Source organism: Planctomycetaceae bacterium, assembly GCA_039680605.1.
Lineage (GTDB): Bacteria > Planctomycetota > Phycisphaerae > SM23-33 > SM23-33 > JAJFUU01.
Map to the genome: position 1 here is coordinate 22,506 of JBDKTA010000004.1, position 24,856 is coordinate 47,361.

At 65.1% G+C, this 24,856-nt stretch carries 22 protein-coding genes; 6 read left to right on the forward strand and 16 right to left on the reverse strand.

The window, feature by feature from the left end:
• Positions 1-37: 37 nt before the first annotated feature.
• The 3 genes from ABFD92_00415 to ABFD92_00425 all read right to left on the reverse strand — a co-directional run bounded on the left by ABFD92_00415 (position 38) and on the right by ABFD92_00425 (position 3,459).
• Entirely contained in the window at positions 38-1,591 is a 1,554-nt protein-coding gene (locus tag ABFD92_00415; GenBank protein MEN6502974.1) for a DUF1963 domain-containing protein, read from the reverse strand.
• Positions 1,592-1,873: 282 nt separating this feature from the next.
• Positions 1,874-2,566, reverse strand: coding sequence for a hypothetical protein (locus ABFD92_00420; protein ID MEN6502975.1), 693 nt, complete (start codon positions 2,564-2,566; stop codon positions 1,874-1,876).
• A gap of 56 nt (positions 2,567-2,622) precedes the next feature.
• Positions 2,623-3,459, reverse strand: coding sequence for a carbohydrate-binding family 9-like protein (locus ABFD92_00425; GenBank protein ID MEN6502976.1), 837 nt, complete (start codon positions 3,457-3,459; stop codon positions 2,623-2,625).
• 314 nt (positions 3,460-3,773) lie between these two features.
• On the opposite strand from ABFD92_00425, the gene topA reads away from it, so the two are divergent.
• From topA to ABFD92_00455, 6 genes are all read left to right on the forward strand, one after another.
• Positions 3,774-6,356 (forward strand): type I DNA topoisomerase, encoded by a 2,583-nt coding sequence (topA, locus tag ABFD92_00430; GenBank protein MEN6502977.1) that lies wholly within the window; start codon positions 3,774-3,776, stop codon positions 6,354-6,356.
• A 344-nt stretch (positions 6,357-6,700) separates the two neighbouring features.
• The gene (locus ABFD92_00435) at positions 6,701-7,210 is read left to right on the forward strand and encodes a hypothetical protein (protein ID MEN6502978.1); all 510 of its coding nucleotides are present in this window, start codon (positions 6,701-6,703) and stop codon (positions 7,208-7,210) included.
• Positions 7,211-7,302: 92 nt separating this feature from the next.
• The gene (locus tag ABFD92_00440; GenBank protein MEN6502979.1) at positions 7,303-7,905 is read left to right on the forward strand and encodes a hypothetical protein; all 603 of its coding nucleotides are present in this window, start codon (positions 7,303-7,305) and stop codon (positions 7,903-7,905) included.
• 169 nt (positions 7,906-8,074) lie between these two features.
• Entirely contained in the window at positions 8,075-8,683 is a 609-nt protein-coding gene (locus ABFD92_00445; GenBank protein MEN6502980.1) for a PepSY-like domain-containing protein, read from the forward strand.
• 170 nt (positions 8,684-8,853) lie between these two features.
• A complete protein-coding gene (locus tag ABFD92_00450; GenBank protein ID MEN6502981.1) occupies positions 8,854-9,528 on the forward strand; it encodes a response regulator transcription factor in 675 nt (224 codons plus the stop codon).
• Positions 9,525-10,970: an ATP-binding protein gene (locus ABFD92_00455; protein ID MEN6502982.1), complete on the forward strand. Its 1,446-nt coding sequence runs from the start codon at positions 9,525-9,527 to the stop codon at positions 10,968-10,970. The genes ABFD92_00450 and ABFD92_00455 overlap by 4 nt, the downstream gene beginning before the upstream one ends.
• A 42-nt stretch (positions 10,971-11,012) precedes the next feature.
• On the opposite strand, the gene ABFD92_00460 is transcribed toward ABFD92_00455, so the two are convergent.
• From ABFD92_00460 to ABFD92_00520, 13 genes are all read right to left on the reverse strand, one after another.
• Positions 11,013-12,857 carry a hypothetical protein gene (locus tag ABFD92_00460; protein ID MEN6502983.1) on the reverse strand — a complete coding sequence of 615 codons (1,845 nt, stop codon included), beginning with the start codon at positions 12,855-12,857 and terminating at the stop codon, positions 11,013-11,015.
• Positions 12,854-13,522 (reverse strand): sigma-70 family RNA polymerase sigma factor, encoded by a 669-nt coding sequence (locus ABFD92_00465; GenBank protein MEN6502984.1) that lies wholly within the window; start codon positions 13,520-13,522, stop codon positions 12,854-12,856. The genes ABFD92_00460 and ABFD92_00465 overlap by 4 nt, the downstream gene beginning before the upstream one ends.
• A 227-nt stretch (positions 13,523-13,749) precedes the next feature.
• Positions 13,750-16,284, reverse strand: coding sequence for an ATP-dependent Clp protease ATP-binding subunit (locus ABFD92_00470; protein ID MEN6502985.1), 2,535 nt, complete (start codon positions 16,282-16,284; stop codon positions 13,750-13,752).
• Positions 16,285-16,696: 412 nt separating this feature from the next.
• Complete coding sequence (locus tag ABFD92_00475) at positions 16,697-17,581, reverse strand: polyprenyl synthetase family protein (GenBank protein MEN6502986.1); 885 nt, start codon at positions 17,579-17,581, stop codon at positions 16,697-16,699.
• A gap of 34 nt (positions 17,582-17,615) precedes the next feature.
• Positions 17,616-18,146: a cytochrome C gene (locus ABFD92_00480; GenBank protein MEN6502987.1), complete on the reverse strand. Its 531-nt coding sequence runs from the start codon at positions 18,144-18,146 to the stop codon at positions 17,616-17,618.
• The gene (locus ABFD92_00485) at positions 18,143-18,421 is read right to left on the reverse strand and encodes a hypothetical protein (protein MEN6502988.1); all 279 of its coding nucleotides are present in this window, start codon (positions 18,419-18,421) and stop codon (positions 18,143-18,145) included. Before ABFD92_00485 ends, ABFD92_00480 begins: the two co-directional genes overlap by 4 nt.
• 7 nt (positions 18,422-18,428) lie before the next feature.
• A complete protein-coding gene (locus ABFD92_00490) occupies positions 18,429-18,689 on the reverse strand; it encodes a hypothetical protein (GenBank protein ID MEN6502989.1) in 261 nt (86 codons plus the stop codon).
• Positions 18,686-18,880, reverse strand: a complete 195-nt coding sequence (gene ccoS / locus ABFD92_00495) for a cbb3-type cytochrome oxidase assembly protein CcoS (protein ID MEN6502990.1) — start codon at positions 18,878-18,880, stop codon at positions 18,686-18,688. Before ccoS ends, ABFD92_00490 begins: the two co-directional genes overlap by 4 nt.
• Positions 18,877-19,869, reverse strand: coding sequence for a cbb3-type cytochrome c oxidase subunit II (locus tag ABFD92_00500; GenBank protein MEN6502991.1), 993 nt, complete (start codon positions 19,867-19,869; stop codon positions 18,877-18,879). Before ABFD92_00500 ends, ccoS begins: the two co-directional genes overlap by 4 nt.
• Positions 19,866-21,263, reverse strand: coding sequence for a cbb3-type cytochrome c oxidase subunit I (locus ABFD92_00505; GenBank protein MEN6502992.1), 1,398 nt, complete (start codon positions 21,261-21,263; stop codon positions 19,866-19,868). The genes ABFD92_00500 and ABFD92_00505 overlap by 4 nt, the downstream gene beginning before the upstream one ends.
• Before the next feature lie 7 nt (positions 21,264-21,270).
• The gene (locus tag ABFD92_00510; GenBank protein MEN6502993.1) at positions 21,271-21,834 is read right to left on the reverse strand and encodes a cytochrome c3 family protein; all 564 of its coding nucleotides are present in this window, start codon (positions 21,832-21,834) and stop codon (positions 21,271-21,273) included.
• Positions 21,831-22,967 (reverse strand): hypothetical protein, encoded by a 1,137-nt coding sequence (locus ABFD92_00515; protein ID MEN6502994.1) that lies wholly within the window; start codon positions 22,965-22,967, stop codon positions 21,831-21,833. Before ABFD92_00515 ends, ABFD92_00510 begins: the two co-directional genes overlap by 4 nt.
• Positions 22,954-24,855 (reverse strand): quinol:electron acceptor oxidoreductase subunit ActD, encoded by a 1,902-nt coding sequence (locus ABFD92_00520; protein ID MEN6502995.1) that lies wholly within the window; start codon positions 24,853-24,855, stop codon positions 22,954-22,956. The genes ABFD92_00515 and ABFD92_00520 overlap by 14 nt, the downstream gene beginning before the upstream one ends.
• Between the last annotated feature and the right edge of the window lies 1 nt (position 24,856).

Sequence of the window (24,856 nt, forward strand, 5' to 3'; positions counted from 1 at the left end):
TTTGCTGTGAACGCACCTTGAACTTGAGTTGTTGACATCACGTCGTGTCAACGATGAGCGCGCCCCGGAGCGCCCCAGTGTCGGACGATATCAGGAACAGGTAGGCATACCCGCCCCCGCCCCAAGCAGTCTGCTCGCCAAGCATCCAATCCAACTGCCCGATGAAGTAGAGTTGTTCGTCTGGCTCAACGGCTGGAGGCCTTGGCGAATTGACCCAACTTGGCCAACCACCTACCTTACTGGCCTTAACGTGGATAAGGCCGGGATAGATGTTCTCGTCGAAATCATCCGTCCCCTGTGGGTAGTCGTCAGGCACCCCAGAGTACATGGCCATGGTATCTTCGAATCCCGGCACCTCCATCACATCGCGAAAACTCACACTGTGCGGGTCAATAGTCCCTTCGGCGACCACGCCTCGTCGATCGGGGTCCCGGGCAGCGACCTCTGTAATGACCGACACGTCGCAGCCGGATTCATTCGAGCCTTGTGTGCCCCACGACATGTTCCCATCGTAGGCGCACCGACTGCAGTAGTGGAAAGATACAAGCGAATCCTTGTGCGTTTCAAACCCGGGGACATCCGACAGCCGAATCTGGGCCATGAATGCCATTGTATGCCCGTGCTCGCACGTCGGACGCGGCAGGTCGGCTGGCCACCACGGGGCCCCTGATATCTTGGTGACCGGTTCGCACCCCTCGTTAGCAGGCCCGACGATGATCTGGCGAGTTGGCTTCTTCTGTTCAGAAAGCTTCTTGCGGAATGCCCCCGGTGATCCTGCGGGCACCCGCTTTGGCGAGTCCCAGGTAACAATGTCCCAGTTGTCCAAGATGTCCTTGGCCAGGCGCTCCGTGCGAGGGTTCGGGTCCGCAGTTACGTATTCCCTCAGAGTCGCCTTGGCCTGTTCAAACGTTGGTGGGGCGCTCAAGTGCGGGTTAATTTCCTGGACCACTCGCCACACGTTTGGCGAATGGCAGGCATTCAGGGCGTACAACGCCACCAGTGAAAGTGGCGGCCCTGCAGCAAGCCATTTCTCGGCCCGAGCCCAATCGAAGGCTGATGCGGCCGCGAGGTCACCCCACATGGCCCCCGCTGAGCCGCGGTCATCACCCCACGTTTCATCATCCAGGCTGGCGACATCGTCCCACGTAGAACCACCCAGGTCGGGGACGACCTCTTCCATCCAGTCCAGAACGCGCGGCTCCCGGAGGCTAGCAAGAAAGATGGCGTTACAAACACGGCTGTCCAGCGGACAACTCTTCAGCGCAGAAAACGCTGCCGTCAACGCCTCTGTTTCTGGCAGACAGTTCCAGGCATCCTTGAGAACCGCCAGTTTCTGCTCTGCTGTCACTGCCTCACGCAGTTCGCTGCGGATCCATTCCTCTGCCCGTCGCCCAAGGACTTCGTTGCACAACGTGTGGTATCTGCGGATGAACCAGTCATTCGCAGTTCGCTGCCTTCTGGAAATGAGACCAGCTAGCAGAGCCTCGGGGGGATGAGCCGTCAGCGCGTCAGCTACCTTCCAGTCTGTGAAGACGCCGGCGTATTCGAGCAGGCGATCCAGGTCGGCCGCGACCTCCGTTAGCTTGGGCACTGGGAACCTGCGGGGATTGACGACTTTGGACTTGGGCGTGCGAGCATTGCCACGATCCGAATAGAACTTTTCTCCAATGAAGTCTGCCGATGGCCCATGGATTGCCCGAAGGTTGTACCACTCTCGAGGACGCAAACAGAGGCCTTGCAGTCTGTCGGCCGCCCCGCGAGAGAGTCGGTAACACCCATCCGGCCCCCCTGAGGGAACCTCCACCTCAACCGGTTCTGTCCGCGTTGCCTGGCAGCAGTCCATTTCCGTTTTCCCAATCACATTGTTGTTCTTTCAGATGTAATTCCACACCGGCACGTTCAGGAAGACGCCCATCAGTTCGGCGTCTTCGATGAGCTTGGTTTTGTTGCCGTGGTCGATCACGTTGATGCGCTTGCCGTCGTGCGTGATCAGGTTCAACTCGTAGCTGTAATAGCTCGACTTGTTTCCGTGGATGTATTCGCTGAGGAGCTGAATGGCGTGGATGTCGGTCAGCTTGGTGAACTTGTCGGCCTGGATCTCCATCTCGCCGGCAAGCATGTTCGACGGCGAGATGCGGCCCTTCCAGTAGAAGCCGCTGTCCTTGTCGAACACGCGCGGGATGGACATGAAATACAGCATGCCTCCGCCGACGCCGCCGAAGACCAACCCAAACAGCGGCAGCATGATCATCGGCGCCCAGTCGGTGCCTCCGTCTTTTTGAAACGCTCCCGCGAGTAAAGCGGCAATTCCTCCGATCATCGTGGCGGCGCCGATGGTGACGAAGAGCCCGCCGAACAGCTTGGCCCCGGCCGTCAGGCGGAACTCCAGCCGATGAGGCCCGGCAGCCCGGAGCTTGTGCGTGCGGAAGTTCGTCCCGCCGCCTTTGGCGGGCGTCCAGTCGATCTGAGCGGCCAGGGGGTCGTTGAATAATTCCGCCGGCGCCACGCGCGGCTGGTTCGCCTGCTGGATCAGATCCTTCACCTTGTTGACCAGGTTTTCGAACATGAGCGTTTCCCTGACCCAACAACCGCGCGGGGCAAGCCCCGCCGCTAACAAAACTGTTAGTCCTCGAACTTCAATATCCCAAACTGCCGCGGGATGTGGAACGCCGGGGCCTTCCAGACGATCGGCGACCAGGTCAGCCAGTGCGGGCGGCTGGTCTCGTCGGCGCACTTGTAGAAGTTGGCCCGCCAGGTGACGCCCTTGGCCGGGCGCAGAAATTTCCCGTTGCTGTGTTTAGCCATCGTCTCGATGGGCAGGCGATACTCCAGCGTCCAGACGGTGGGGCCGACCATTTCCTTTTCGATGGGGCCTTTGAGCGACGAGGCGATCTCCACCGTCGCCAAGTCGTCGGCCGCCAGCATCACTGCAGGTTTGCCGGCTGGGTGCGCGGAGAGCCACATCACGCCGGTGGCGCTCATCTCCAGGTTGTAATAGCCGTACTGCTGCCAGTCCTCGCCGGGGGTGAAGAAGAACTCGGCGCAGCTATCGAGGCAGACGGGCTCCTGATGCTTGGCGCGCTTGGCCAGCACGTAGTGGTCTTCGACGAGCCAGATGATGTAGAGGTTCTTGTCGTCCCAGAGCATCTTGGCCTGCACGCGCGGGGCGAAGGCGGGCTTGTCGCCCATGTAGTATTCCAGCGTGACGGCTGGGACGTCTTTCCAGACGTCCTTGTTCCAGTCGGCGTCGATCTTGACCGGTCCCTTGGGCCGGTGGATCACGTGCGTCAGCAGTTTTCGCACTGCGGGCTTGGGGTCGATGCCGATCGCGGGTTTGGAGGCGGCGGGTTGGGTTTGGGGCATGGATTTTTCCTTTGCGGTATCGCTGGCGGTCAGCACGCACGCCCAGGCGCCCAGCGTCACGGCGGCGGCGATACAGATAAGCATGGTACGTTTCATTGCTGCTCCTTCGTCTGGGGCGGATTATATCACGACGGCGACGATGATACGCCTGTTCGATCAGGGAAACAACCGCGTCGAGCAAGCTCGACCGCTAACATTGCCTCCGTTGATTTTTACTCAAATTTTCTCAGCGTCCTCAGCGACCTCAGCGGCTAATTTCACATCCCCCGAACACCGAGGCCGGCGCCGCCGTAGGGAGGCTGTATATGATGATGGGAACAAGTGAGGCTTGACAGTGCATCGGGGCGGGAGGGTATAAAGGTTCAGGTTCTCCGGCCGGCGTGCCGATGACAGCGGTGCTTCAGGTATTCATGGCGACACAAAAAAAGACAACTAAACGAACCCCACGCAAGGCCGCCCCGCGGTCCACCGGTGGCGGCAGCGCGGGCGTGGGCAAGAACCTGGTGGTCGTCGAGTCCCCCGCCAAGATCAAGTCCATCAGCAAATATCTGGGCCCGGGGTACGTGGTCAAGGCCTCGATGGGCCATGTCCGAGACCTGCCCAAGAAGAACATCGGCGTCGACGTCGACCACGATTTCGCGCCCGCGTACGAACCGGTAGCCGGCAAGGAACGTGCCATCACCGAACTGCGCAAGTTCGTCAAGGCCGCCCCGACGGTTTACCTGGCGACGGACTTAGACCGCGAGGGCGAGGCGATCGCCTGGCACCTGTCGGAACTGTTCCACCTGCCCCCCGAGCGGGTGCGCCGCGTGGTATTCAACGAGATCACCGCCTCGGCGATTCGTGCGGCCTTTGAGCACCCGCGCGAGGTCAACATCAACAAGGTCAACGCCCAGCAGGCCCGGCGCATCCTCGACCGCCTGGTGGGCTACGAAGTCTCGCCGCTGCTGTGGAAGAAAGTTTCGCCCGGTCTTTCCGCCGGGCGCGTGCAGACGGTGGCCGTGCGGCTGATCGTCGAGCGCGAGCGCCAGATCGAGGCCTTCACGCCCGAGGAGTACTGGCGCGTCGGGGCGATCTTCTGCCTCGACGGCGCCAAGGCCGCCGCCCTGACGCGCGACTGGCAGGCGTTCATGGCCCAGCGCGATGAAAAGGGCAACGCCCCCACGCGCGACGCCCAGCAGGAGTTCCTGACCAAACGCGGCGGCTTCCGCGCCGAACTGGCGACCTGGAAGGGCAAGAAATTCTCGGCCGACAACGAGCAGCAGGCTCTGGAAGCGGCCCGGGCGATGGGCCTGGCGGTCAGAGACATCCTCCGCAGCACCGACCCGCAGGGCAAAGGCCCCGCGAGCAGCCGCGTGGAGGTTGTCGGCGCCCCCGACGCCAAGGGTCCGGTCTTCACCGTCGGCGAGATCCAGCAGCGACAGACGCGCTCGCGACCGCCGGGGCCCTTCACCACCGCCTCGCTGCAGCAGGCCGCCAGCGTGCAGCTTCGCTTCGGCGCCGCCCGCACCATGCGAATCGCCCAGGGCCTGTATGAGGGCGTCGAGGTCCCCGGCGAGGGCTCGGTCGGACTCATCACCTACATGCGCACCGACAGCACCAGTCTCTCTGCCGAGGCGCTGGACAACGTGCGAAAGTTCGTCGGCGAGAAGTTCGGCCCCAGGTATCTGCCCGACAAGCCCAACTTCTACGGCTCGACCAAGCGCACGCAGGAGGCCCACGAGGCCATCCGCCCCACCGACGCCAACCGCCGCCCCGAAGACCTGCAGGGCTGTCTCACGCCCGAGCAGTACCGCCTGTATCAACTCATCTGGCGGCGATTCGTCGCCTGCCAAATGTCGGCCGCGGAGTGGCTGGTGACCGAGGCGGCCATCTCGGCCGCCACGCCCGCCGGCGAGGCGGTCTTCAAAGCGATGGGGCGGCGGCTGGGCTTCGACGGATATCTGCGCGTGGCCGGCCTGCCCAAGAGCGGAGACCAGATCCTGCCCCCGCTGCAGACGGGCAACCGCGCCTGGCCGGTCGAGCTGCTGCCGACGCAGCACTTCACGCAGGGTCCGCCGCGGTACACCGAAGCCTCGCTGGTCAAGGCCCTCGAAGCCGACGGCATCGGCCGCCCCAGCACGTACGCGGCGATCATCGGGACCATCCAGGACCGCCAGTACGTCGAGCTGCGCGACCGGAGCTTCTACCCGACGCACCTGGGCGTGGTCGTGACCGACAAGCTCGTGCAGGCCTTCACCGATATCTTCGACGTGCGATTCACCGCGGCGATGGAAGACCGCCTGGACAAAGTCGAAGAGGCCCAGGTCGACTGGGTGCGCGTCCTGCGCGATTTCTACAAGCCCTTCCAGCGCGAGCTGAAGAAGGCCTTCGACGGCATGGTCCATGCCAAGGCCGAATCGCAGCCCAGCGACTACACCTGCGATCAGTGCGGCAAGGGCATGGTCTACCGCTTCAGCAAGACCGGGCGGTACCTGGCATGCACGGGCTACCCCGAGTGCAAAGCCACGCACCCCGTCGACGAGAACGGGCAGATCGCCCGGCCGAAGATGGTCGACGTGGCCTGCCCGCAGTGCGGCAAGGAGATGCAGTTCCGCAAGGGGCGGTTCGGTCCTTTCCTGAGCTGCTCGGGCTATCCCGACTGCAAGGGCATCGTGAACCTCGACCGCAAGGGGCTGGTCAAGCAGCCTTCGCCGCCGGCGCTGGTGGTTGAAGAGGTCAAATGCCCCAAGTGTTCGGCGCCGCTGAACCTTCGCCGCGGAAAACGCGGACCTTGGCTGGCGTGCTCGGCATTTCCCAAGTGCCGCGGGCGGTTCCCCTGGGCCGACCTCGACCCCGCCCTGGCCAAGCGCCTCGAAGCCGCCTTGGTCGAGCACGAAAAAGCCCACCCGCAGAAGATCATCACCGATATGGCCGGCCAGCCCCTCTCACCCACGTTCAAGCCCCAGACCGCAGGCGCCGCGGAAGAACCCGCTACGGAAGTCCAAGAGTAGCACGGGCGTCCCGCCCGTGAGTGGCATGGGCATCCCGCCCATGCTCTTGCTGTGTGGCACGGGCGTCCCGCCCATGCTCCCGCTGTGTGGCATGGGCGTCCCGCCCATGCTCTTGCCGTGTGGCATGGGCGTCTCGCCCATGCTCCCCGACTTTACGGTCAGGGACACGCACAACGGAGTTGTGCGTGGCACCTGTCCCGCGCCCAGTTCCCCGATCTCCTGCATGGCCGAGACGGCCATGCCACACAACATGGCCCCCTTGGCGGGGCGCAAGCGGCCGATACGCCTGTCCCATCCGCCAGTTCCCGCGCCTACCATGATTTGAGAGGGAAGGGGGCAGTTACATGAATACCAAGATGACCTTGGGCGCTGCGGTTATCACGGTCCTTTTCTGCGCAGGATGGGCACTTGCCCAGGCCGACCAGTCGCCCCGGCAGGAGTTGCCCGCGCCCGTCAGGGCGGCTATCGACAAGGCGTATCCCGGCAACGTCATCGTGGACGTCAAGAGGGAACTGCGTAACGGCGTTGAGGTCTACACGATCATTTTCGCAACCCAAGAAGGGGAGAAGATAAAGGCCGTCGCCGGCGAGGACGGGACGATGCTGGCCGAGGCTCGGCGCATCTCGCCCGACGCCATGCCCGAGGCGGTCAAGCGTTGCATCCAGAAGGAGGTTCCTGCCGGCGCCGTTCTGGACGCGCTGAAGTACCGCACGACACATGAGGCCCTTAACGGGCGGACCGTGAAACTCGACGCGCCGCGATTGCAGTACGAGGCGATGGTCCAGAGCGACCTGGGCGTCACCGTGCTGCTGATCGACGCCGACGGCACGCTCATTCGAAAAGACGGGGCTTGATAGCAAAATTCGCCGTTCTCATAATCCTCTCATGGGGAAGAGGCTATCGTTCCTGCGCTGGAATGTTCGCCGACATAACCAGGAGCATGGACATGAACGGCATGGTGAAGATAGCGGCTGTATTCTGCGCGGTGGCGGTTTTGGCGTTGGGCGCAGGTGCGATGGCCGCCCCCAAAGGCAAGAAGGGCAAGTCGCCGCGCATCGAGTTGCCCGACGCCGTCAGGGCCTCGATGAACAACGTCATCCCCGGTAGCGCTATCACCCGTATCACTCTGCAAACCCGTGACGGCGTTGAAGTCTATCACGCCCTGCTTACCAAGAGCCCCGCCGAATGCCGCGTAGCTGTCGCCGCCGACGGCACACTCATTGCCGTTGTGACCCCTGTCAAGGAAGCCGACCTGCCCCAGCCGGTCAAGGATACTCTGGCCGCCCAGGCCAAGGACGCGGTCTTGCTCGAGACCGCCAAGGCAGAAATCTCAGCCGAAATCAAAGACGCAAAGGTGACCGTGCTCGACAAGCCAAAGACCCGGTACGAGGCAGAAGTCAGGCCTACAGCCGGCGCGGCGATCGCTCTTGAAATCGCTCCGGACGGCACGCTGATCAAAAAGGAACAGTCCAAGCAGACCCAGAAGCCCGCCAACGCCGCCAAGAAGAGCAAGGCCGCCCGGAAGCAGCCCGCCGCTGCCGGCGAATAAGGACTCAACCTGTGTGGCGACAGAAAAACCGTCTCTCTCACAGTTCTCTCACATGGCGAAATGTATGCTCCTTCTCATTCAGGCGTCTCATGCGGTGCCCCGAGACGCCGATCCCGCTGCCGATGCAGGCGGCGGGCAATACGCGGGCGCCGGAAAAGGAATCGGAACTATGAACAGCGTACTGAAGTTTGCGGCGGCCCTGTGTGCGGTGGTGGTGCTCGGACTCGGCGTCGACGCGATGGCCGCCCCCAAAGCCAAGGCGGGCAAGGCCAAGGTCGAAGTGCCCGAAGCCGTCAAGGCGACCATGGACAAGGCCGTCGAAGGCGGCAAAGTCGGCAAGGTCGAGAAAGAGACTGAAGACGGCGTGGACGTCTACGAAGCCGTCATCACCAAGGACGGCGCCAAGTGCGAAGTCTCCGTCGCCGCCGACGGCACGCTGATCGAGATCGAAAGCGTCGTCAAGGAAGCCGACCTGCCCCAGGCCGTCAAGGACGCCGTCGCCAAGGAAATCAAGGACGGCAAGATCATCAAGGCCGAAAAGGAAGAAGTTCACGCCGAGATCAAAGAGGGCAAGGTCACCAAGCTCGATGCCCCCAAGACCGAGTATGAAGTGAAGGTTCGCGCCGCCGGCAAGGTCACTGAGATCGAGCTCTCTGCCGACGGAACCGTGATCAAGAAGGAAGAGATCAAGAAGGATGACAAGCCCGCCAAGGCTGGCAAAAAGGGCAAGGCCGGCAAGAAGACCGAAGAAGCCGCTCCCGCGGCCGCTGGAGAATAACGCGCGCTCGTAGTGCTTGAACCATCATCGCCGGCTGGGACAGAGCATGTCCCGGCCGGCGGTTTTTACGCGCAGCCGCCTCGTGCTCCCTGCCCTGTGGCACGAGCGTCTCGCCCATGCCACTGGGACTCTCATGCTACTCTCATGCGCGGCGGGTATAATCGCCGGATATGAAGTTGCTCCTGATCGAAGACTACGCCCCGCTGCAGAAATCGCTGGCCCGGGGTCTGCGCGAAGCCGGCTATGCCCTGGACGTCTCCGGCGACGGTAAGGAAGGGCTCTGGCTAGCCACGAGCAACGACTACGACGTCATCATCCTGGACCTGATGCTGCCGGGCCTGGACGGGCTGAGCCTGCTGACGCGCCTGCGGGCGGCGGGCAAGAAGACCCACGTGCTGATCCTGACGGCCAAGGACGGCCTGGGCGACAGAGTGCGCGGGCTGGACCTCGGGGCCGACGATTATCTCGTCAAACCCTTCGCCTTCGACGAGCTGCTGGCCCGCCTGCGGTCGCTGGTGCGCCGCGGGTACCAGGAGAAGAACCCGCGGCTGGAGATCGGACCGCTGGCGATCGACACCACCGCCCGCAGCGTTCGCTGCCGCGGGCAGGACGTGCCCCTGACCGCCCGCGAGTTCGCCCTGCTGGAATACCTGGCCATGCGGACCGGACAGGTCGTCTCTCGCAGCGAGATCTGGGAGCACCTCTACGAGTTCAACGACGACGCCACCAGCAACGTCGTCGACGTCTACGTCGGATATCTGCGCCGCAAACTCGACGATCCCGGCGGCGCCTCGCTCATCCGCACCGTCCGCGGGGCCGGCTATATCCTGGAAGATCCGGAATGATCCGATCGCTCAGAACCCGTCTGCTGGTGGGAGTGCTGCTGGCCGTCGCCTGCCTGCTGACGCTGTTTGGCCTGGGCGTGTACGAGTCGTTCCGCCGCGCCCTGCTGGCCGAGTTCGACCAGTCGCTGCTGAGTACCGCCCGCACGCTGATGGCGGCGATCGAAACCGAAGGCAAGAAGACCGAACTGGAGCTGGACCTCAAGAAACTGCCCCAGTTCGCCCCCGGCCAGGAAGACGCTTATTTTCAGGCCTGGCTGACCGACGGCAAGTCCCTGATCCGCTCGCCGTCGCTGGGCAGCGGCGACCTGCCGATCATCCACGCCGGCAGCGGCGAAGCGATCTTCGAGAACATCGTCCTGCCCAGCGGTCGACCCGGACGCGCCGTCGCCCTGGCCGACGAGTCGCGCCTGGGCGGGCAGCGCCGCCCGGCCCCCAAGAAGAAGCCGCTTCCCATGATCACGCTGGTGCTGGCCCAAGGCACCGCCGCCATGCAGGCCCGACTGGCGCTGCTGGCGGTGCTGCTGTCGGCCGGCGGGGGCGCCACGCTGGCGGCCGCCATGGCGGTGATGCTCATCGTGGTGCGGCGCGGGCTGGCGCCGCTGAACACGATCGCCCACGAGATCTCCGCCGTCACCAGCGACGACCTGACGTATCGCATCTCCGCCGCGGGCATGCCCGCCGAAATGACGCCCGTGGCGCACAAGCTCAACGATCTGCTGTCGCGCCTGGAGGATGCCTTCAAACGCGAACGCGGATTCACCTCCGATGTCGCCCACGAATTGCGAACGCCGCTGGCGGGAATGCTCGCGACCCTCGAAGTCACCCTCTCGCGCAGCCGCACGGGCAAGGACTACGTCCAGGCGATGGAAGACTGCATGACCATCGCCGCCCAGATGCAGGCCATGGTCGAAAGCCTTCTCATGCTCGCGAGGCTCTCCAGCGGCAGCCTCGCCCTCCAGCGGCAGGAGGTGGATCTGGCCGGCGTGGCTGACAACTGCTGGAAGCTGCTATCGGCCCCGGCCGACGCGGCGCCGCCGGTTTTTGAAAACCGCTTGGGCGAACTGCGATGCATCGCCGACGCCGACTGCATGGGCATGGTCTTCACCAACCTGCTGAACAACGCCATCACGTACAACCGCCCCGGCGGGCGCGTCTGGACCGACGCCCTGGCCGAAAACGGTCACGTGCATATCAGCGTCTCGAATACCGGATGCACGCTGCCCGCCGAGGCCGCCGAGCAGGTCTTCGTCCCGTTCTGGCGCGGCGACCAGTCGCGCGCGATGACCGGCGTACACGCGGGCCTGGGTCTCTCGCTCGTCCAGCGCAGCATCGAAGCCCAAGGCGGGTCCGTCAAAGCGATCATCAACGAAGACGACGGTATCTTCACGATCCGAATGACCTTGCCGGGGGGAGAACAGCAGGCCCTCGATCCTCGCCCCTGATACGACAGCGGCTGTCGCAAAGAATCAAGGGCTGATTCCCGCCTACTTGTTCGTCTGCGGAGGGGTCTTGGGCATCTCGGGGTTGAGGCTCTTGTACATCTCGGCCTGGGCCGCGCCGGTGGCGGGGGCCTGGCGTCGGGCGGCGCGGGCGTCTTCGAACTGGGCCTGGCCGGCGGGCATTTTGCCGTTGAGCGTCACGACCAGGCGGAACAGGTTGGTCTGCTCGCTCTTTTCGTTGTTGAAGACAGCCTGATTGAGCGGGTTGAGAACGCGGGCTTCCTGGGCGGCGATCTTGTCGAGCTGTTTGGTGACGGCGTCGCGCGGGGCCGGTTGCGTCGCGGAGGGCTCTTTCTTTTTCAAATCCTCTTGCGGCTGTGCCTCAGCCACCTGCGTCAGGGGCATGGGCGGGGCGTCGGCGATGGGTTCGCCAGCCGGGGCTTTCGCCTGGGCCGCCTGCGTCTGGGCGCTGTTGTTGAGCGAGTTGAGGCGGTTGGCGGCGGCGCGCGCGGCGTCGTTGTTCCAGTAGTCGTAAGAGTTCCGGTCGTTGAAATCCTGCCGCAGCTGGGACGCCTGGGCCGCCCGGGCCGCGGCGGGGGCGGCTTCAACGGGCACCTGCGCCACGTCCTGCTGGGCGCGGATGACGCTCAACTCGCCGCGCAGGCGCCCGAGCTGGTCTGCGGTGACGAAGGCCTCATATTGCACCTGGCTGTCGTTGTTGACGTTGGTGAGGTAGTAGTTGCCGATGGTGGCGGCGCCGAGGCTGCGCTGCTCCTTGACCACCAGCGGCCGCACGCCGTTGCGGACCATGGCGTTCTCGATGTCGCGCTGGGCCACGGCCAGGCTCGAGGTATTGATGACAACGTTGCTGGCCGTCAGGGCGTCGCCCTGCTCGGCGGGGGCGCCCGGCGCGGGGGCGGTGCGTTCATCATCGCCATGTCGCTGGGCAACGGTCTGCGGCGGGGCGACAGAGGGCTCGTCCTGCCAGTTCTCGCCGCTGCGGGGCTGGGACTTTTTTTCCAGCACGGCGACCTGCTGCTCTTGAGCTTTCTCGCCCGCGCGCCGCGGCGGAGTTTCCCGCGGACCGCCCTTGGCCTGGGCCCGCGCCGGTCCGGCGGGCGCCGCGCCGGCCGCGGTGTCCGCGGGCGCGGGAGCCTTGGCGATGGGCTGCATGTCTTTGGAAGCCTTCTCCACGCTCTTGGGCGCCGGTCGCGCGGATTCGGCGGCGGCGTACCCGTCTGAAACGCTCTTCTTGCGGAGGCCCGAACTGTCTTCGCCCGAGGCGCGTGCATGGGCCACATCGCGGTTCAGATCGTTCTTCACCTGCCCGCCCTGAGCGGGAAGCGCGGGGGCGGCCTGAGGCGCTTTGAGGGCTTCGACGGTTCCGTCCTTGCCGGCCAGTTCTGTCTCGCGGCGGGCTTTGCCGTCAGGGGTTTGGGCATGCTCTGTGTCCGGCGTGGCCGCGGGGGCGCCGGGTTTCTCCGGCGCCTGTTCCGGCGCGCGGGCCAGTTCGCCCAGCTTGTGCGGGCCTTGCGGTGTGGCATATTTGACGGCATTGACCATCATCACCCCGGCCGCCCCGACGGCCAGCAGCACCACCGCGGCGGCGGCATAGGAGATCCAGCGCATCGAGCGGTAGGCTCGTGCCGCCGGCGCCGGCAGCAGGTGGGTGCGTTCAGTGCGGGCCAGCACGTGGCGGACGAAGTCGTCCGCCGTCCGCTCGCGGGGCAGTTGCCGCAGCAGGTTTCGCGTGGCCTTGAGGCGTTCGAGCTCGCCGGCAAGGTCCTTGTCGTACGCCAGCACTTCGTCGATCTGCCGCACCCGCGAGGGGCTCAGTTCGCCGTCGAGGTACGCCGACAATTCGTTCGAGATTTCATCACGCTTGTTCATGATGGTTCTATCAGCCAGGTCAACCGGTTCCGCAGCAGGCAGCGGGCCCGGTGCAGGCGGCTCTTGATCGTGCCCACCGGCAGCTCCAGCACCTCGGCTATCTGCGCGTAATCCAGGTCTTCAACATCTCGCAGCACCACGACCACGCGGTACTCGTCTTCCAACTCGTCCACCGCCGCCGCCACGATGCGGTGGATCTCGTCGCCGGCGGCCCCGTCGTGCGGGTCCAGCACGCGCCGCCCGGCGATGGCGGCCGTCAGCTCCTCGGCCTGGGCGGCCTCTCCGTCATCGTCTCGCCGCGTCAGCGACTGAAACTTCACCCGCCCGTCTCGGCGTCGATGGGAGATCGCCAGGTTCGCCGCGATACGAAACAGCCAGGTATAAAATTTGCTTTGCCCTCGAAATTGGCTCAGCCGTTCCATCGCCTTGAGGAACACATCCTGGGCCAGTTCCTCGGCATCGGCCCTCCGGCCAACCATGCGAAAGATCACGTTAAAAACACGGTGCTGGTACTTCGTCACCAGCAAGCCGAAGGCTTCCATGTCGCCCTTGCGGCTGCGGGCCACCAGGTCCGCATCCTCGAAAGAGATCGCCTCGTCGCTCGCCGCGGCGAGAGGTTCGGCGGAAATCTTTCCGGCCAATATGTCCGACGCGTGATCTGCCACAATGTTCCCGGAATCTTATGGACCGCCCGAAGAAAATGCAGCGGTCTCCCAAGGCCCCATGATACCGCGCCCCGCGCAAGGAGGCCATATGGAGTGCGGCAGCCTTAGCTGCCGCTTTAAGAGTTACTCTAAACCCAACAACTCAAATAGCGCCAGCTAAGGCTGCCGCACTCCATAAAAAAGGCACGGGCTTCTGGGGCCCGTGCCTTTTGTGCAATCAGGACGATCTACTTAGCGGCGGGCTGCTCGACCGGCTTTTCCTGTGGCTCGCGCTGGCCGGCGCCTTCGAAGTACAGGTGTTTGTCTTCGGGCTTTTCGCCCTCGGCCACCGTGACGAGGATCTTGGTCTTCTCACCGTAAACGCCTCGGAGGATGTCCTCGCTGATGGGGTCCTCGACGAACTGCTCGATGCTCCGCCGCAGCGGGCGGGCGCCGAAGTCGGGGTTGTAGCCCTTCTCGATGAGGAACTCCTTGGCCTGCTCGGTCAGCTCGAGTTCGAGCCCGCGCTCGCCCAGGCGGTCGCGCACCTTGCGCAATTCGTACTCGACGATCGTCTCGAGGTCCACGCGGCTGAGGCTCTTGAAGACGATGATGTCGTCGAGGCGGTTGAGGAACTCCGGGCGGAAGTGGCGTTCCACTTCCTTGTGGAGCATGTCCTTCATCTTCTCGTACGTCGTTTCCTCGTCGCGCTTGGCAAAGCCGAAGCCGCCGCGGTTCTTGATCATCTCGGCGCCGATGTTGGTCGTCAGGATCAGCACCGTGTTGCGGAAGTCGACCCGCCGCCCGAACGAGTCGGTGAGCTGGCCTTCTTCCATGATCTGCAGGAGCATGTTGAACACGTCGGGGTGGGCCTTCTCGATCTCATCGAGCAGCACCACCGAGTACGGGCGGCGGCGGATGCGCTCGGTGAGCTGCCCGCCTTCTTCGTAACCGACGTATCCGGGCGGGGCGCCGATCAGGCGCGAGATATTGTGCTTCTCCATGTACTCGGACATGTCGATCTGCACAATCGCCTCGTCGTCGCCGAACATGAACTCGGCCAGCGCCTTGGACAGCAGCGTTTTGCCCACGCCGGAGGGTCCGGCGAAGATAAAGCTGCCCATCGGCCGGCGCGGGTCTTTCATGCCCGAGCGGGCGCGGCGGATGCTCTTGGAAACGATCTTGATGGCCTCGTCCTGGCTGACGACGCGCTTGTGCAGTTCGTTTTCCAGTTCGAGCAGGCGCTGGGCCTCTTCTTTTTCCAGGCGCGTCAGGGGCACGCCGGTCATTTTCGAGACAACCTCGGCGACGACTTCTTCGTCGACGACGCCGGCCGTCTGGCTGGCGCGGTGTTCCCATTCGCTCTGCGTGCGTTCGACGGTCTCGCGGAGCTTTTCGGCCTCGTCGCGCAGTTCAGCCGCCCGCTCATAGTCGGCGCTCTTGACGGCCTCGTCTTTGGCGCGCTGCAGGTTGCCGATCTGCTCTTCGAGACCCTTGAGATCCGGCGGCTTGGTCATGGTCTTGAGTCGCACGCGGGCGCCGGCCTCGTCGATGACGTCGATGGCCTTGTCGGGCTGGACGCGTCCGGTGATATAGCGGCCGGACAGTTCGACGGCCTGCTCGAGCGCGCGGGTGGTGAACTCGACGCGGTGGTGCTTCTGGTATCGGTCGCGCAGGCCCTTGAGGATCTCGAGGGTCTGGTCCTTATTCGGCGGGTTGACGATGATGGTCTGGAACCGCCGCTCGAGAGCGCCGTCCTTCTCGATATGCTTGCGGTACTCGTCCATCGTGGTGGCCCCGACGCACTGGATCTCGCCGCGCGACAGGGAGGGCTTGAGCACGTTGGCCGCGTCGATGGCGCCTTCGGCGCCGCCGGCCCCGACGAGCGTGTGCATCTCGTCGATGAACAGGATGACGTTGTGCGCGCGGCGCACCTCGTTCATGACAGCCTTGATGCGCTCCTCGAACTGCCCGCGGTACTTGGTGCCAGCGACCATCATCGCCAGGTCGAGGGCGACGATGCGTCGGTCGGCCAGGATGTCCGGGATGTCGCGGCTGACGATGCGCTGGGCGAGTCCTTCGACGATGGCGGTTTTGCCCACGCCCGCTTCGCCCAGCAGCACGGGGTTATTCTTGGTGCGGCGGCAGAGCACCTGGATGACGCGTTCGATCTCATCGCTGCGCCCAATGACCGGGTCGAGCTTGCCCTCGACGGCCAGTTCGGTCAGGTCGCGGCCGAAGCTGTCCAGCGCGGGGGTTTTGCTCTTTCCGCCGCGGGGGCGTGTTCCGCCCTCGCCGGCGGCGCCCTGGGGCGCCTGGGCCTGAGCTTCCTCTTCGGGCTCCATGCCCGCGCCCAGCAGGTGCAGCACTTCGTCGCGCACTTCCTCGAGCTTGAGCCCGAGGTTCAGCAGCACCTGGGCGGCCACGCCTTCCTGCTCTCGCAGGAGGCCCAGCAGCACGTGCTCGGTGCCGACGTAGTTATGGTTGAGGTTGTGGGCCTCTTCAATGGCGTACTCGATGACCTTCTTGGCCTTGGGCGTCTGGGGGAGCTTGCCCATGGTGACCATGTCCGGCCCGGTCTTGACGAGCTTCTCGACTTCCATGCGGACCTTGGCCAAGTCGACGCCGAGGTTCTTGAGCACGTTAGCCCCGACGCCCTGGCCTTCCTTGACCAAGCCCAGCAGGATGTGCTCGGTGCCGATGTACTCGTGGTTGAAGCGCTGGGCTTCCTGGTTGGCCAAGGCCATCACTTTTCTTGCGCGTTCAGTGAACCGTTCAAACATTTCGTATGTTTCCGGCGCCGTTGAGGCCCCGAATTCTCCTATACATAGTCATTGTACACACAAACCACCCGCCTTGCCTCCCTTCTTATCGGCAACTGAAGGCATTCTATGCACCTGCTTGGGATATTGACGCGGCATTGTGCATCCCCATCAGCAGCGGCGGCCGGGCATAGGTTTCTTACGATGGGCGGCGATTGCAGTTCGACTTCAATTGACGGCGATGGCACCAAGCGGCAAAGATACGTCAAAGAAGTTGATGGTGCCCTTAACTTCTCCCGACTCTGTGAGCCCTGTGTCTGAACAATTTGCACTATTCATCCTTCAGGAGTTTTGGCCCCGGAGGGGCCTTCGTGCTTAGCCAAGGGCGCGGGGGGAGCGAAGCGAGCCCAAGCCCTGGGGATGATGCAAAGGTTCAATGAGCCCCGGAGGGGCGGCCGTGAGACGCGCCCTGACCGCTTATCAGCGGGGCGATGTCTTTTTCCAGGAACTCGGCCAGGGCCACTGCAGCGGCCGGCCATGGAGCGACAGCCGCAAATGCATCGCGCAGCGTCTGGTCGAGATAGCGCCGGGCCAGGCCGGGATCGATGGCGGCCAGGGTGGGTTTCTTGCGTGCGGCGTCGGTGCCCAGGGTCTTGCCGCATTGCCGCTCGCTGCCGGTGATGTCCAGCAGGTCGTCGCCGAGCTGATAGGCGGTGCCCAGGCAGTAGCCCACTTCGGTCAGCGCCGCCGAGAGCGCAGGGTCGCCGCCGCCGGCGAGCGAGGCGGCAAAAGCGAAGAACGCCCCGCTCTTGCCCCGGGCCAGGTGCAGGCACGTCTGCACGTCGCCGGATCTATTGCGGCAGAGCAGTTCCTGCCGGGCTTCGGCGGCGCAGGTTTCGGCCACCGCGTCAATGAAGGGTCCGACCAGCCGCCCGCCGTCGATGGCGGCGATCAGGGCGATCGCCCGGCACAGCAGCAGGTCGCCGATGAGCACGGCGGCAGAGCAGCCGCTCTGCTGCCACAGCGTGGGCATGGAGCGGCGGATCACGCCGGCGTCGATCACGTCGTCGTGGCAGAGGCTGGCGGTGTGGACGAGTTCCACCGCCGCGCAGGCCGGCTGAAGCGCCGCTGAAGCGGTGTCGAGCGTTTCACTCAGCCGCGCCACCAGGCGCGTGCGGAGCATCTTGCCCGGCAGGAGGCACTGCCAGTTGGCCTCAGCCGCCAGCGGCGTCAGCGCCAGCTTGAGCTGATGGACGACCGTCGCGCGGGTGGCGACGACCAGGTCCAGCGTCCGCGGGGCTGCGGCAGTCTCGGTCATGTGCGATGCTCCTTTCATGGGCGTGAAATTATAGTCACCGCCCGGGATTCGGTTCCCTCGCGGGTCTCGTGGCGGTAGCGAAGCTGCGAACGTACAGGACCAGCGGCCAGCGGTGCTCGGCCGGCACGACGCGTTCGAGCACGGGCTGGTGACCAGTTCCTGTAAGCATGCGGCGCAGGAGTTCGCCATCGCCGAGTTGCTGCACGGACGGGCGGCGAAGGTCCGCCGGGGTGGGCACGTAACTTTCGCCGACGGGTCCGGACCCGCCGCCGTCGCTCCCGTGGCAGAACGTGCAGTAGTAGTCGTAGTACGTTCTTCCGCGTCGGAGCTGCTCGCCCGTCGCGGGCAGAGGGTTGCGCTGGGTGGCCGCCTCTTGCGTGGTCGGGGCCGGCGCGAAGGCCTCGTGCTGGGGTCGCGCGGCGGCGGGCATGGGCGGCATCTGCGCCTGGAAGGCCTGCACGGCGGGCTGGGTTCGCATCCGTGGGCCTGGCAGAAATGCCAGAACGCCCCAGGTGAACATGCCCGCCAGGACGGCGCCAGCCAGAGTTCGGATCAGCCATTTCATGGCGGCGTTCCTTTGTCAGCGATATCGTGAGCCGCGGGCAGCGTCTCGATCTGCCGCGGGGCGTGACGGTTTTGCTCATTGCTGGGGCGGCTGGAAGAATAGACCGACTGAGCGGGCACATCGGGCATGGCGCCGAAGTCCCACAGGCGGGGGACGTCGGGCATGAACATGTGGAAGATCATGCACCAGGTCACCACGCCCAGCGTCAGCCCCGCCGCCAGCAGCCATCCCCAGACCGGCCGGGTATGATGATATTGTTCGTATTTGTTGAGCATGGGTCCCTCACCAGTTGGGCGGGTCGATGAACCGCACCACGGCGTAGATCAGCCCGTAGACGAGCATGCCCACATACGTCAGGATCAGCACCCAGGGCATGTAGCCGATCACGTTGCGCCAGCCGACCTGCGTCTCGACCCGGCCCTGGCGCTTCACGCGCGGGTGCTTGAGCATGTAGAACGTCAGGCACGTCACCGCCACCAGGCCCAGGCCGGCGGCCACGGCGATGATCAGCCACTGGGCGTATCGGGTCATCTGGGGAATCATGGTTTGTCTTCCTTGGGGCGGGGCGCGGGTTCGTCGTCGTCGGGAATTCCGCTGCGCAGGGGCAGGCGCGCCGCCCGGTCCTGACGCGAAAACTGCTTGTGACGGATGGCCCAGACCAGCGCCGCCGCGATTGCTATCAGCGCCAGTGCGGCCATCACGATCCAGATGTACAGCAGCGACACGGCGATCATGGGCGGCTCCTTTGGGTCGTCGGCGGCGTGTCGGTGTGAGGCCACGGCGGCTCGAAAGCCGCATCGATCCCGCGCGGTTCCTTGTTGGCGTCGGTGTATCCGATGAAGTAGACGGCGATATAGTTGGACACGTCCCAGATCTTCTCGCTCTCGAGGTCGCGCTTGAAGTACGGCATGGACGTGCCGGTGACGCCGTTCATGATCTGGTAGTAGAGCAGCCCTCCGATGTACCGCCCCTCGACGAGGTGCTTGCGGAGGATCGTGAAGTTCAGCGGCGGCGGGTCGAGGTAGGGTACGGCCGGACCTTGCCCGTCACCGATGGCCCCGTGGCAGCCCAGGCAGTTGTCCTGGTAGATCTTGTGCCCGCGCAGCAGCGCCGCCTCCAGGGGCGGGTAGGGATTGGGCATGGCCCGCCAGACCGGCGGAACCTGCGCGTGGAGCCACTCGACGTTGGCGTCGAACCCGCGGCGATACGCCGCCCGGGCCTCCGGGCCGTAGCGCAGTTGCCGCTGCATTCGCTCGTCGGCGGCCTTGAGGCCCTGAGCCTGGATGAACGCGGTGAGCTTGCGCAGGTCGCTTTCGCCCAGGAACGCCCACGAGGGCATCAGCGACAGGGGGCGCGTCCAGCGGGGGTTGTTGAAGTGGGCGATGTGCCAGTCGTCGGGGTGCTCGCCGCCGGCCTGCGAGAGGTCCGGTCCGGTGCGTTCGGTGCCCAGGATCGCCACGCGCTGCTGGTGGTAGTCGCCGGCCTGGGCAATGCGTTCGGCGCCCAGGCCCCAGTCGTTGACGCGGATGAAGAGGCTGTGGCAGTAGTGACAGCCGTTGCTGACCCACAAGTCGTTGCCTTCCTGTTCCTGCGTCGTCCAGGGGCGCCAGATCTCCGAGGGCGTCTGGGGCATCGTGGCGATGGGCAGGATAACCATGACGAAGACGGCCGACCAGAAGACCAGCAGCCCGCCGACGATCAGCAGCGCGGGGGTCATCTTCATTCGAGTTCCTCCAGGTCGGGTTCTTCGATGGGCCTGGGCGTGAAGCGTTGCCCGCGCGTCAGGGTCAGGATGAGGTTGACGAATCCGACGATCGCCCCGGTGACGATCAGCACGCCCAGCACCGCCCGCAACACCATGTACGAGGTGATCGTCGGCAGCATGCGGTAGACCGTCTCGCCGTTGTTCCATCCCTGCCCCTGGATCAGCCCGGCGATGGTCAGCACGATCAGGAAGCCCGTCAGGCCGAAGGTCACCAGCAGGAACTGCAGGTTCACCAGGCGCTGCGACCACACCTGCCGCCGCGTCACGTATGGCAACACGTGCCACAGCGCCCCCAGGGCGATGAAGCCCGAAAAGCCCAGCACCGCGATGTGCGAGTGGCCGATCGTCCAGTTGTTGAAGTGCGTCACGCGCTGGATCATCGGCAGCGACTGGATCGACCCCTGCACCGTCACCAGCAGATACCAGATGATGCCGACTGCGACCAGACGCCCCGCCGGGTCGGCCAGCAGGCGCCCACCCCGCCCGCGCGACGTCAACCACAGGTTGGCGATCACCGTGAAGACCGGGATCAGCATCGCCATCGAGTCGACCACCGAGATGGCCTTGAGCCATGCGGGGATCGGGGCCTGGAGCAGGTGGTGCCCGCCGATGTGGGAGTACAGCGTCACCAGCGTCCAGAACCCTATCAGCGACAGCGTATGCGAGTACAGCGGCGTGCGCGTCACACGCGGGATGACGAAGAACGCCGCCCCCGACGACAGCGGCGTCAGCAGCAGTCCGGGCAGGTTGTGCCCGTAGAACCACAGGAACAGCGAGTCGATCAGCCCGGGCATGGCCCCGGTGGACGGGCGCCACATGACGTTGCCGATGGGGTAAAACGTCGCCGTCCACAAAAACGTGCCCATGAAATACCACACCGAGATGTACAACTGCCGCTCGCGCCGCACGGCGATGGTCATCACCAGGTTGACGGCCATCACCGCCACCGACGCCGTCAGCGCCACGTCGGCCCACCAGGGGAACTCGCAGTACTCGCGCCCCTGGCTGACGCCGACGGAAAAGAAGACCGGCCCGCTCAGCAGCGCCACGTTCCACAGCACCGCGCTGAGGTGCCCCAGCGGTTCGGACCACAACCGCGTGCGCAGGACGGCCGGCACGTAATACAGGCCCGCCCCGATCAGCGTGGTGGTGGCGAACCCGAACAACACCGCGTTGACGTGGATGGGCCGGGTGCGCCCGAATACCAGCGCCGGGATGTTGTTGAACGCCTCGGGCCAGACCAGATGGATCGCAGAGGTCATGCCGTACAGCGTGCCCAGGACGAACCAACCGGCCCCGGCGACCAGGAAGACCAACGCGGCGCTGGAAGGTTTTCGGATAAACGCGATCATGTGCTCCTCAGTGGTGGCAGACCATGCAATCGATCGTGGCGTTGTTGTCGCGGTGGCACTGGACGCAAAAACCCATCTTCAGGTCCCAGGGCATGAACACGCGGTCCATGCTCTTGACGTCTCCATGGCAGCGGCTGCAGTCGACCCCGCGCCTCAGGTGCGCCTGGTGGTTGAACTGCACGTACTCGGGCAGATTGGTCACCCGCTCCCAGGCGATGGGCCGGCTGGCCGCATGCGCCTGGCGCACGCGGAGAACCTGCGGGTGCGTAATGATGATGTGCTCGTGGCAGAGCATGCACGTCTGCAGCGGGGGCATGCCCGCCCGCGCCGTGTCCTGGGCGCCCTCGTGGCAGACATAGCAACTGATCCCCTTGACCGCGGCGTGGACGTGATGGCTGAACGACACCGGCTGCTCCGGACCGGGCGCCTGGGCCGTCAGGGCAAAATAGACCCCGATGAACATCATCGCCGCGATGGCCGCCGTCGCCAGCGCCAGGCTGATCAGCGCCCCCGGGCGGCCGGAGTGCTTCTCTTGCGGACGGGCCGGGATGTCCTCGGGATACGCGTTCACAGGTCTTGGGCCCCCTGTCCGATGCGCGGCGGCACCAGGGCGGTGAAAACCTCGATCCCCAGCGCCAACACCCCCCCCAGGGCCGCCAGCGGACCCAGTTCAGCCAGCCCGATCGCCAGGCGCAGTTGGTCCGGCTGCATCGCCGGCGGAGCGGTCCACTGGACCGTGGGCGTCACCAGCCAGCATCGTTCAAGCCACATCGCCGACAGCACCAGCAGCGCCACGGCCGCCAGAAACCACCGCGTGCGCTTGGCCCGGATCGTCAGCAGCAGCACCAGCGGTCCCAGGTACGCCGCCGCCACGATCGCCACGCTGACCGACCGCCAGGGCTCGAAGTTCATCCGCGGCACGAGGAACCGCGTCTCGTGCGGAATGTTGCCGTACCACTGCACCAGCACATGCGCGTATGCCAGGTAGGCCGTCAAAATCGAAAACGCCACGATCAGCTTGGCCAGGTCGTGCATGCGGTCGCGCGTGCCGCCGGGCGACCAGATCGCCAGCAGCGTCCAGACCGTCACCGCGGCGTACAGGCCCGAGATGAAGAAGTACCCGCCCCAGAGCGTGCTGTACCACTTGGGGTCCAGCGCCATCACCAGGTCGAACCCCAGCAGCGACATGACCAGGCAATACGTCACGATGAGCCATCCGCCGGCGACGCGCCCGTCGCCGCTTGTGCGGCGCCGCACGTACCATGCCGCCAGCGCCCACAGCACAATCAGCGCCCCCAGGTCGCGGGCGAAAACGAAATGGCGGTTGAGCCAGACGCCCTGCGAAAGCTCCTTGCCCGACCAGGGCAGCCACGTGCCGCTGCCCATCCACAGCAGCGCCAGCACCACCAGAGAGGGAACCGCAAAGGAAAACCCCGACAACGCCGCCCGTTCCAGCCGCCCGATCCACCGCCCGTTGGACAGCAGCACCGCCGCCGACCAGACCACCAGACCCGCCGACAGCGGCGTGAAAAATATGAAGCTGATCAGCAGCCCGCGCCACGCCCGCGCCGCGCCGCCGCCGCCGCCGAAACTGATCAGCCACACGATAACGCCAGCGATCAGCACCGCCAGCCAGATAGCTTGGCGCAGCAGGTGGCGCTGGACCGGCCGCGGCGGCGAAGGATGGGCGTCATCGGATGACATGGAGTTCCTCCGGCGCCGTGGCGGCCAGATCCGACCGCGCCTGGTTGATGCGCTCCAGCTCGCAGGCGATGAACAGGCCGAACCTGTCGCGGCTGAACCGGGCGTCGTAGACCTGCGGCAGGCGGCCGCCGGGCTTGAGCCGCGCGTGAAAGAGCATGCCCAGGAGATTGAAGATCGCCCCCAAGAGAATCATGCCCTCGAAGGCCACGACGCAATACGGCACGATCGACATCACCGGCGGTTTGCCGCCGGCGATGAGGTTATTGACGGCCGCCGAACCCATCGCCAGGGCGAACCCGCCGCCCAGGCCCAGCAGCGCTCCGGCGAGCGTCCAGAAGCGCACCGGCCCGTGCGGCAGGCCCAGCGCGTGCGAGAGTTCGCCCAGCTTGAGCGGCGAAAAGACCTCCAGCTCTTTGAGGGTGGAGTTTCGCCGCACGTGCTTGAGGGCCTCGAGCAGCGCGTCGGGGCGGCTGAAGACCGCCATCACGCCGCAGGCCGAGGCGGCGATTCTGCCGCCCGGGTCGCGCGGCAGCGGTTGACCGAGAGCACGGTCCTTGTGATGGCCGACGCTCTCCTTGAGTTCAGTCATCGGCAGCACCGGAAGCAGCTTGGCGAAGGCCGTGAAGAACAGCAGGAACAGCGTGAAGGCGCCGGCGGTGATGGCGATCTCGACCCAGGTCATCGAGTACCAGCCCCAGTTGTGCGGCAGAAAGTCGTGCGCCGTGGCGGCGGAGATGATCTGGTAGCGCTCGATCCACATGCCGGCGTTGACCAGCAGCGAGAGGATGAACAGCCACAGGACGTTCCGCCGCGCGGCGCGAAACACCAGCGTCAGCGGCGCCAGCACGTTCAGGGCGATCATCAGGTAATACAGCGGCGCCCGCTCCCCCGTGGACACCCACCAGAACCACTGCTTCTCGAACACGTTGCCGCCGTACCAGGCGATGAACGGCTCGATGACGTACGCGTAGCCGACGATCAGCGTCGTAACGATCATGGTTTTGGCTACGGACTCAAAGTGCTCGACCTTCACGAGGCGCCCCAGCCTGAGCAGCCGCCGCAGCGGGATCATCAGCGTCAGGACCATCGCCAGGCCCGAATGGATGGCCCCGGCGACGAAGTACGGCGGGAAGATCGTCTCGTGCCAGCCGGGCAGAATTCCCACGGCGAAATCCCACGACACCACCGAGTGTACCGAGATCACCAGCGGCGTGGCCAAGGCGGCGAAATACAGATACGCCCTGCCGTAGTGGTTCCACTGGCTGGCGGCCCCGCACCAGCCCAGCGCCATGATCCGGTAGAGACGCGCCCGCCAGTGGTTGGCCCCGGACGTGGCGGCGATCCGATCGCGCGCCGACGCCAGATCGGGGATCATCCCCACGTAGAAGAAGATCATGCTGACGATCAGGTACGTGGTGATGGCCAGCACGTCCAGCACCAGCGGACTGAGGAAGTCCGGCCAGATCTGCCTCTGCGAAGGATAGGGCAGGATGTAATAGAACGTCCAGAACCGCCCCAGGTGGATCAGGGGGAAAAGCCCCGCCGTCATGACCGCGAAGATCGTCATCGCCTCGCTGGCGCGACTGACCGCGTCGCGCCACTTGCTGCGCAGCAGGTGCAGGATCGCCGAGATGAACGTCCCGCTGTGGGCGATCCCCACCCAGAAGACGAAATTGCCGATGTACGCCCCCCAGCCGACAGGATGGCTCACGCCGGCCACCCCCATGCCCACCTGGATCTGGTATTGCCAAGTGATGAAGAACACGCCGACACCCGTCGCCAGCACCGCCAGGAAGGCGAAGTACGCCGCCGGCGGTTTCTTCATCGCCCCCAGCACATCGTCGTCGATCTGGGCATAGGTCAGGTTGGCCGCTTCAGTGTCCGCCATG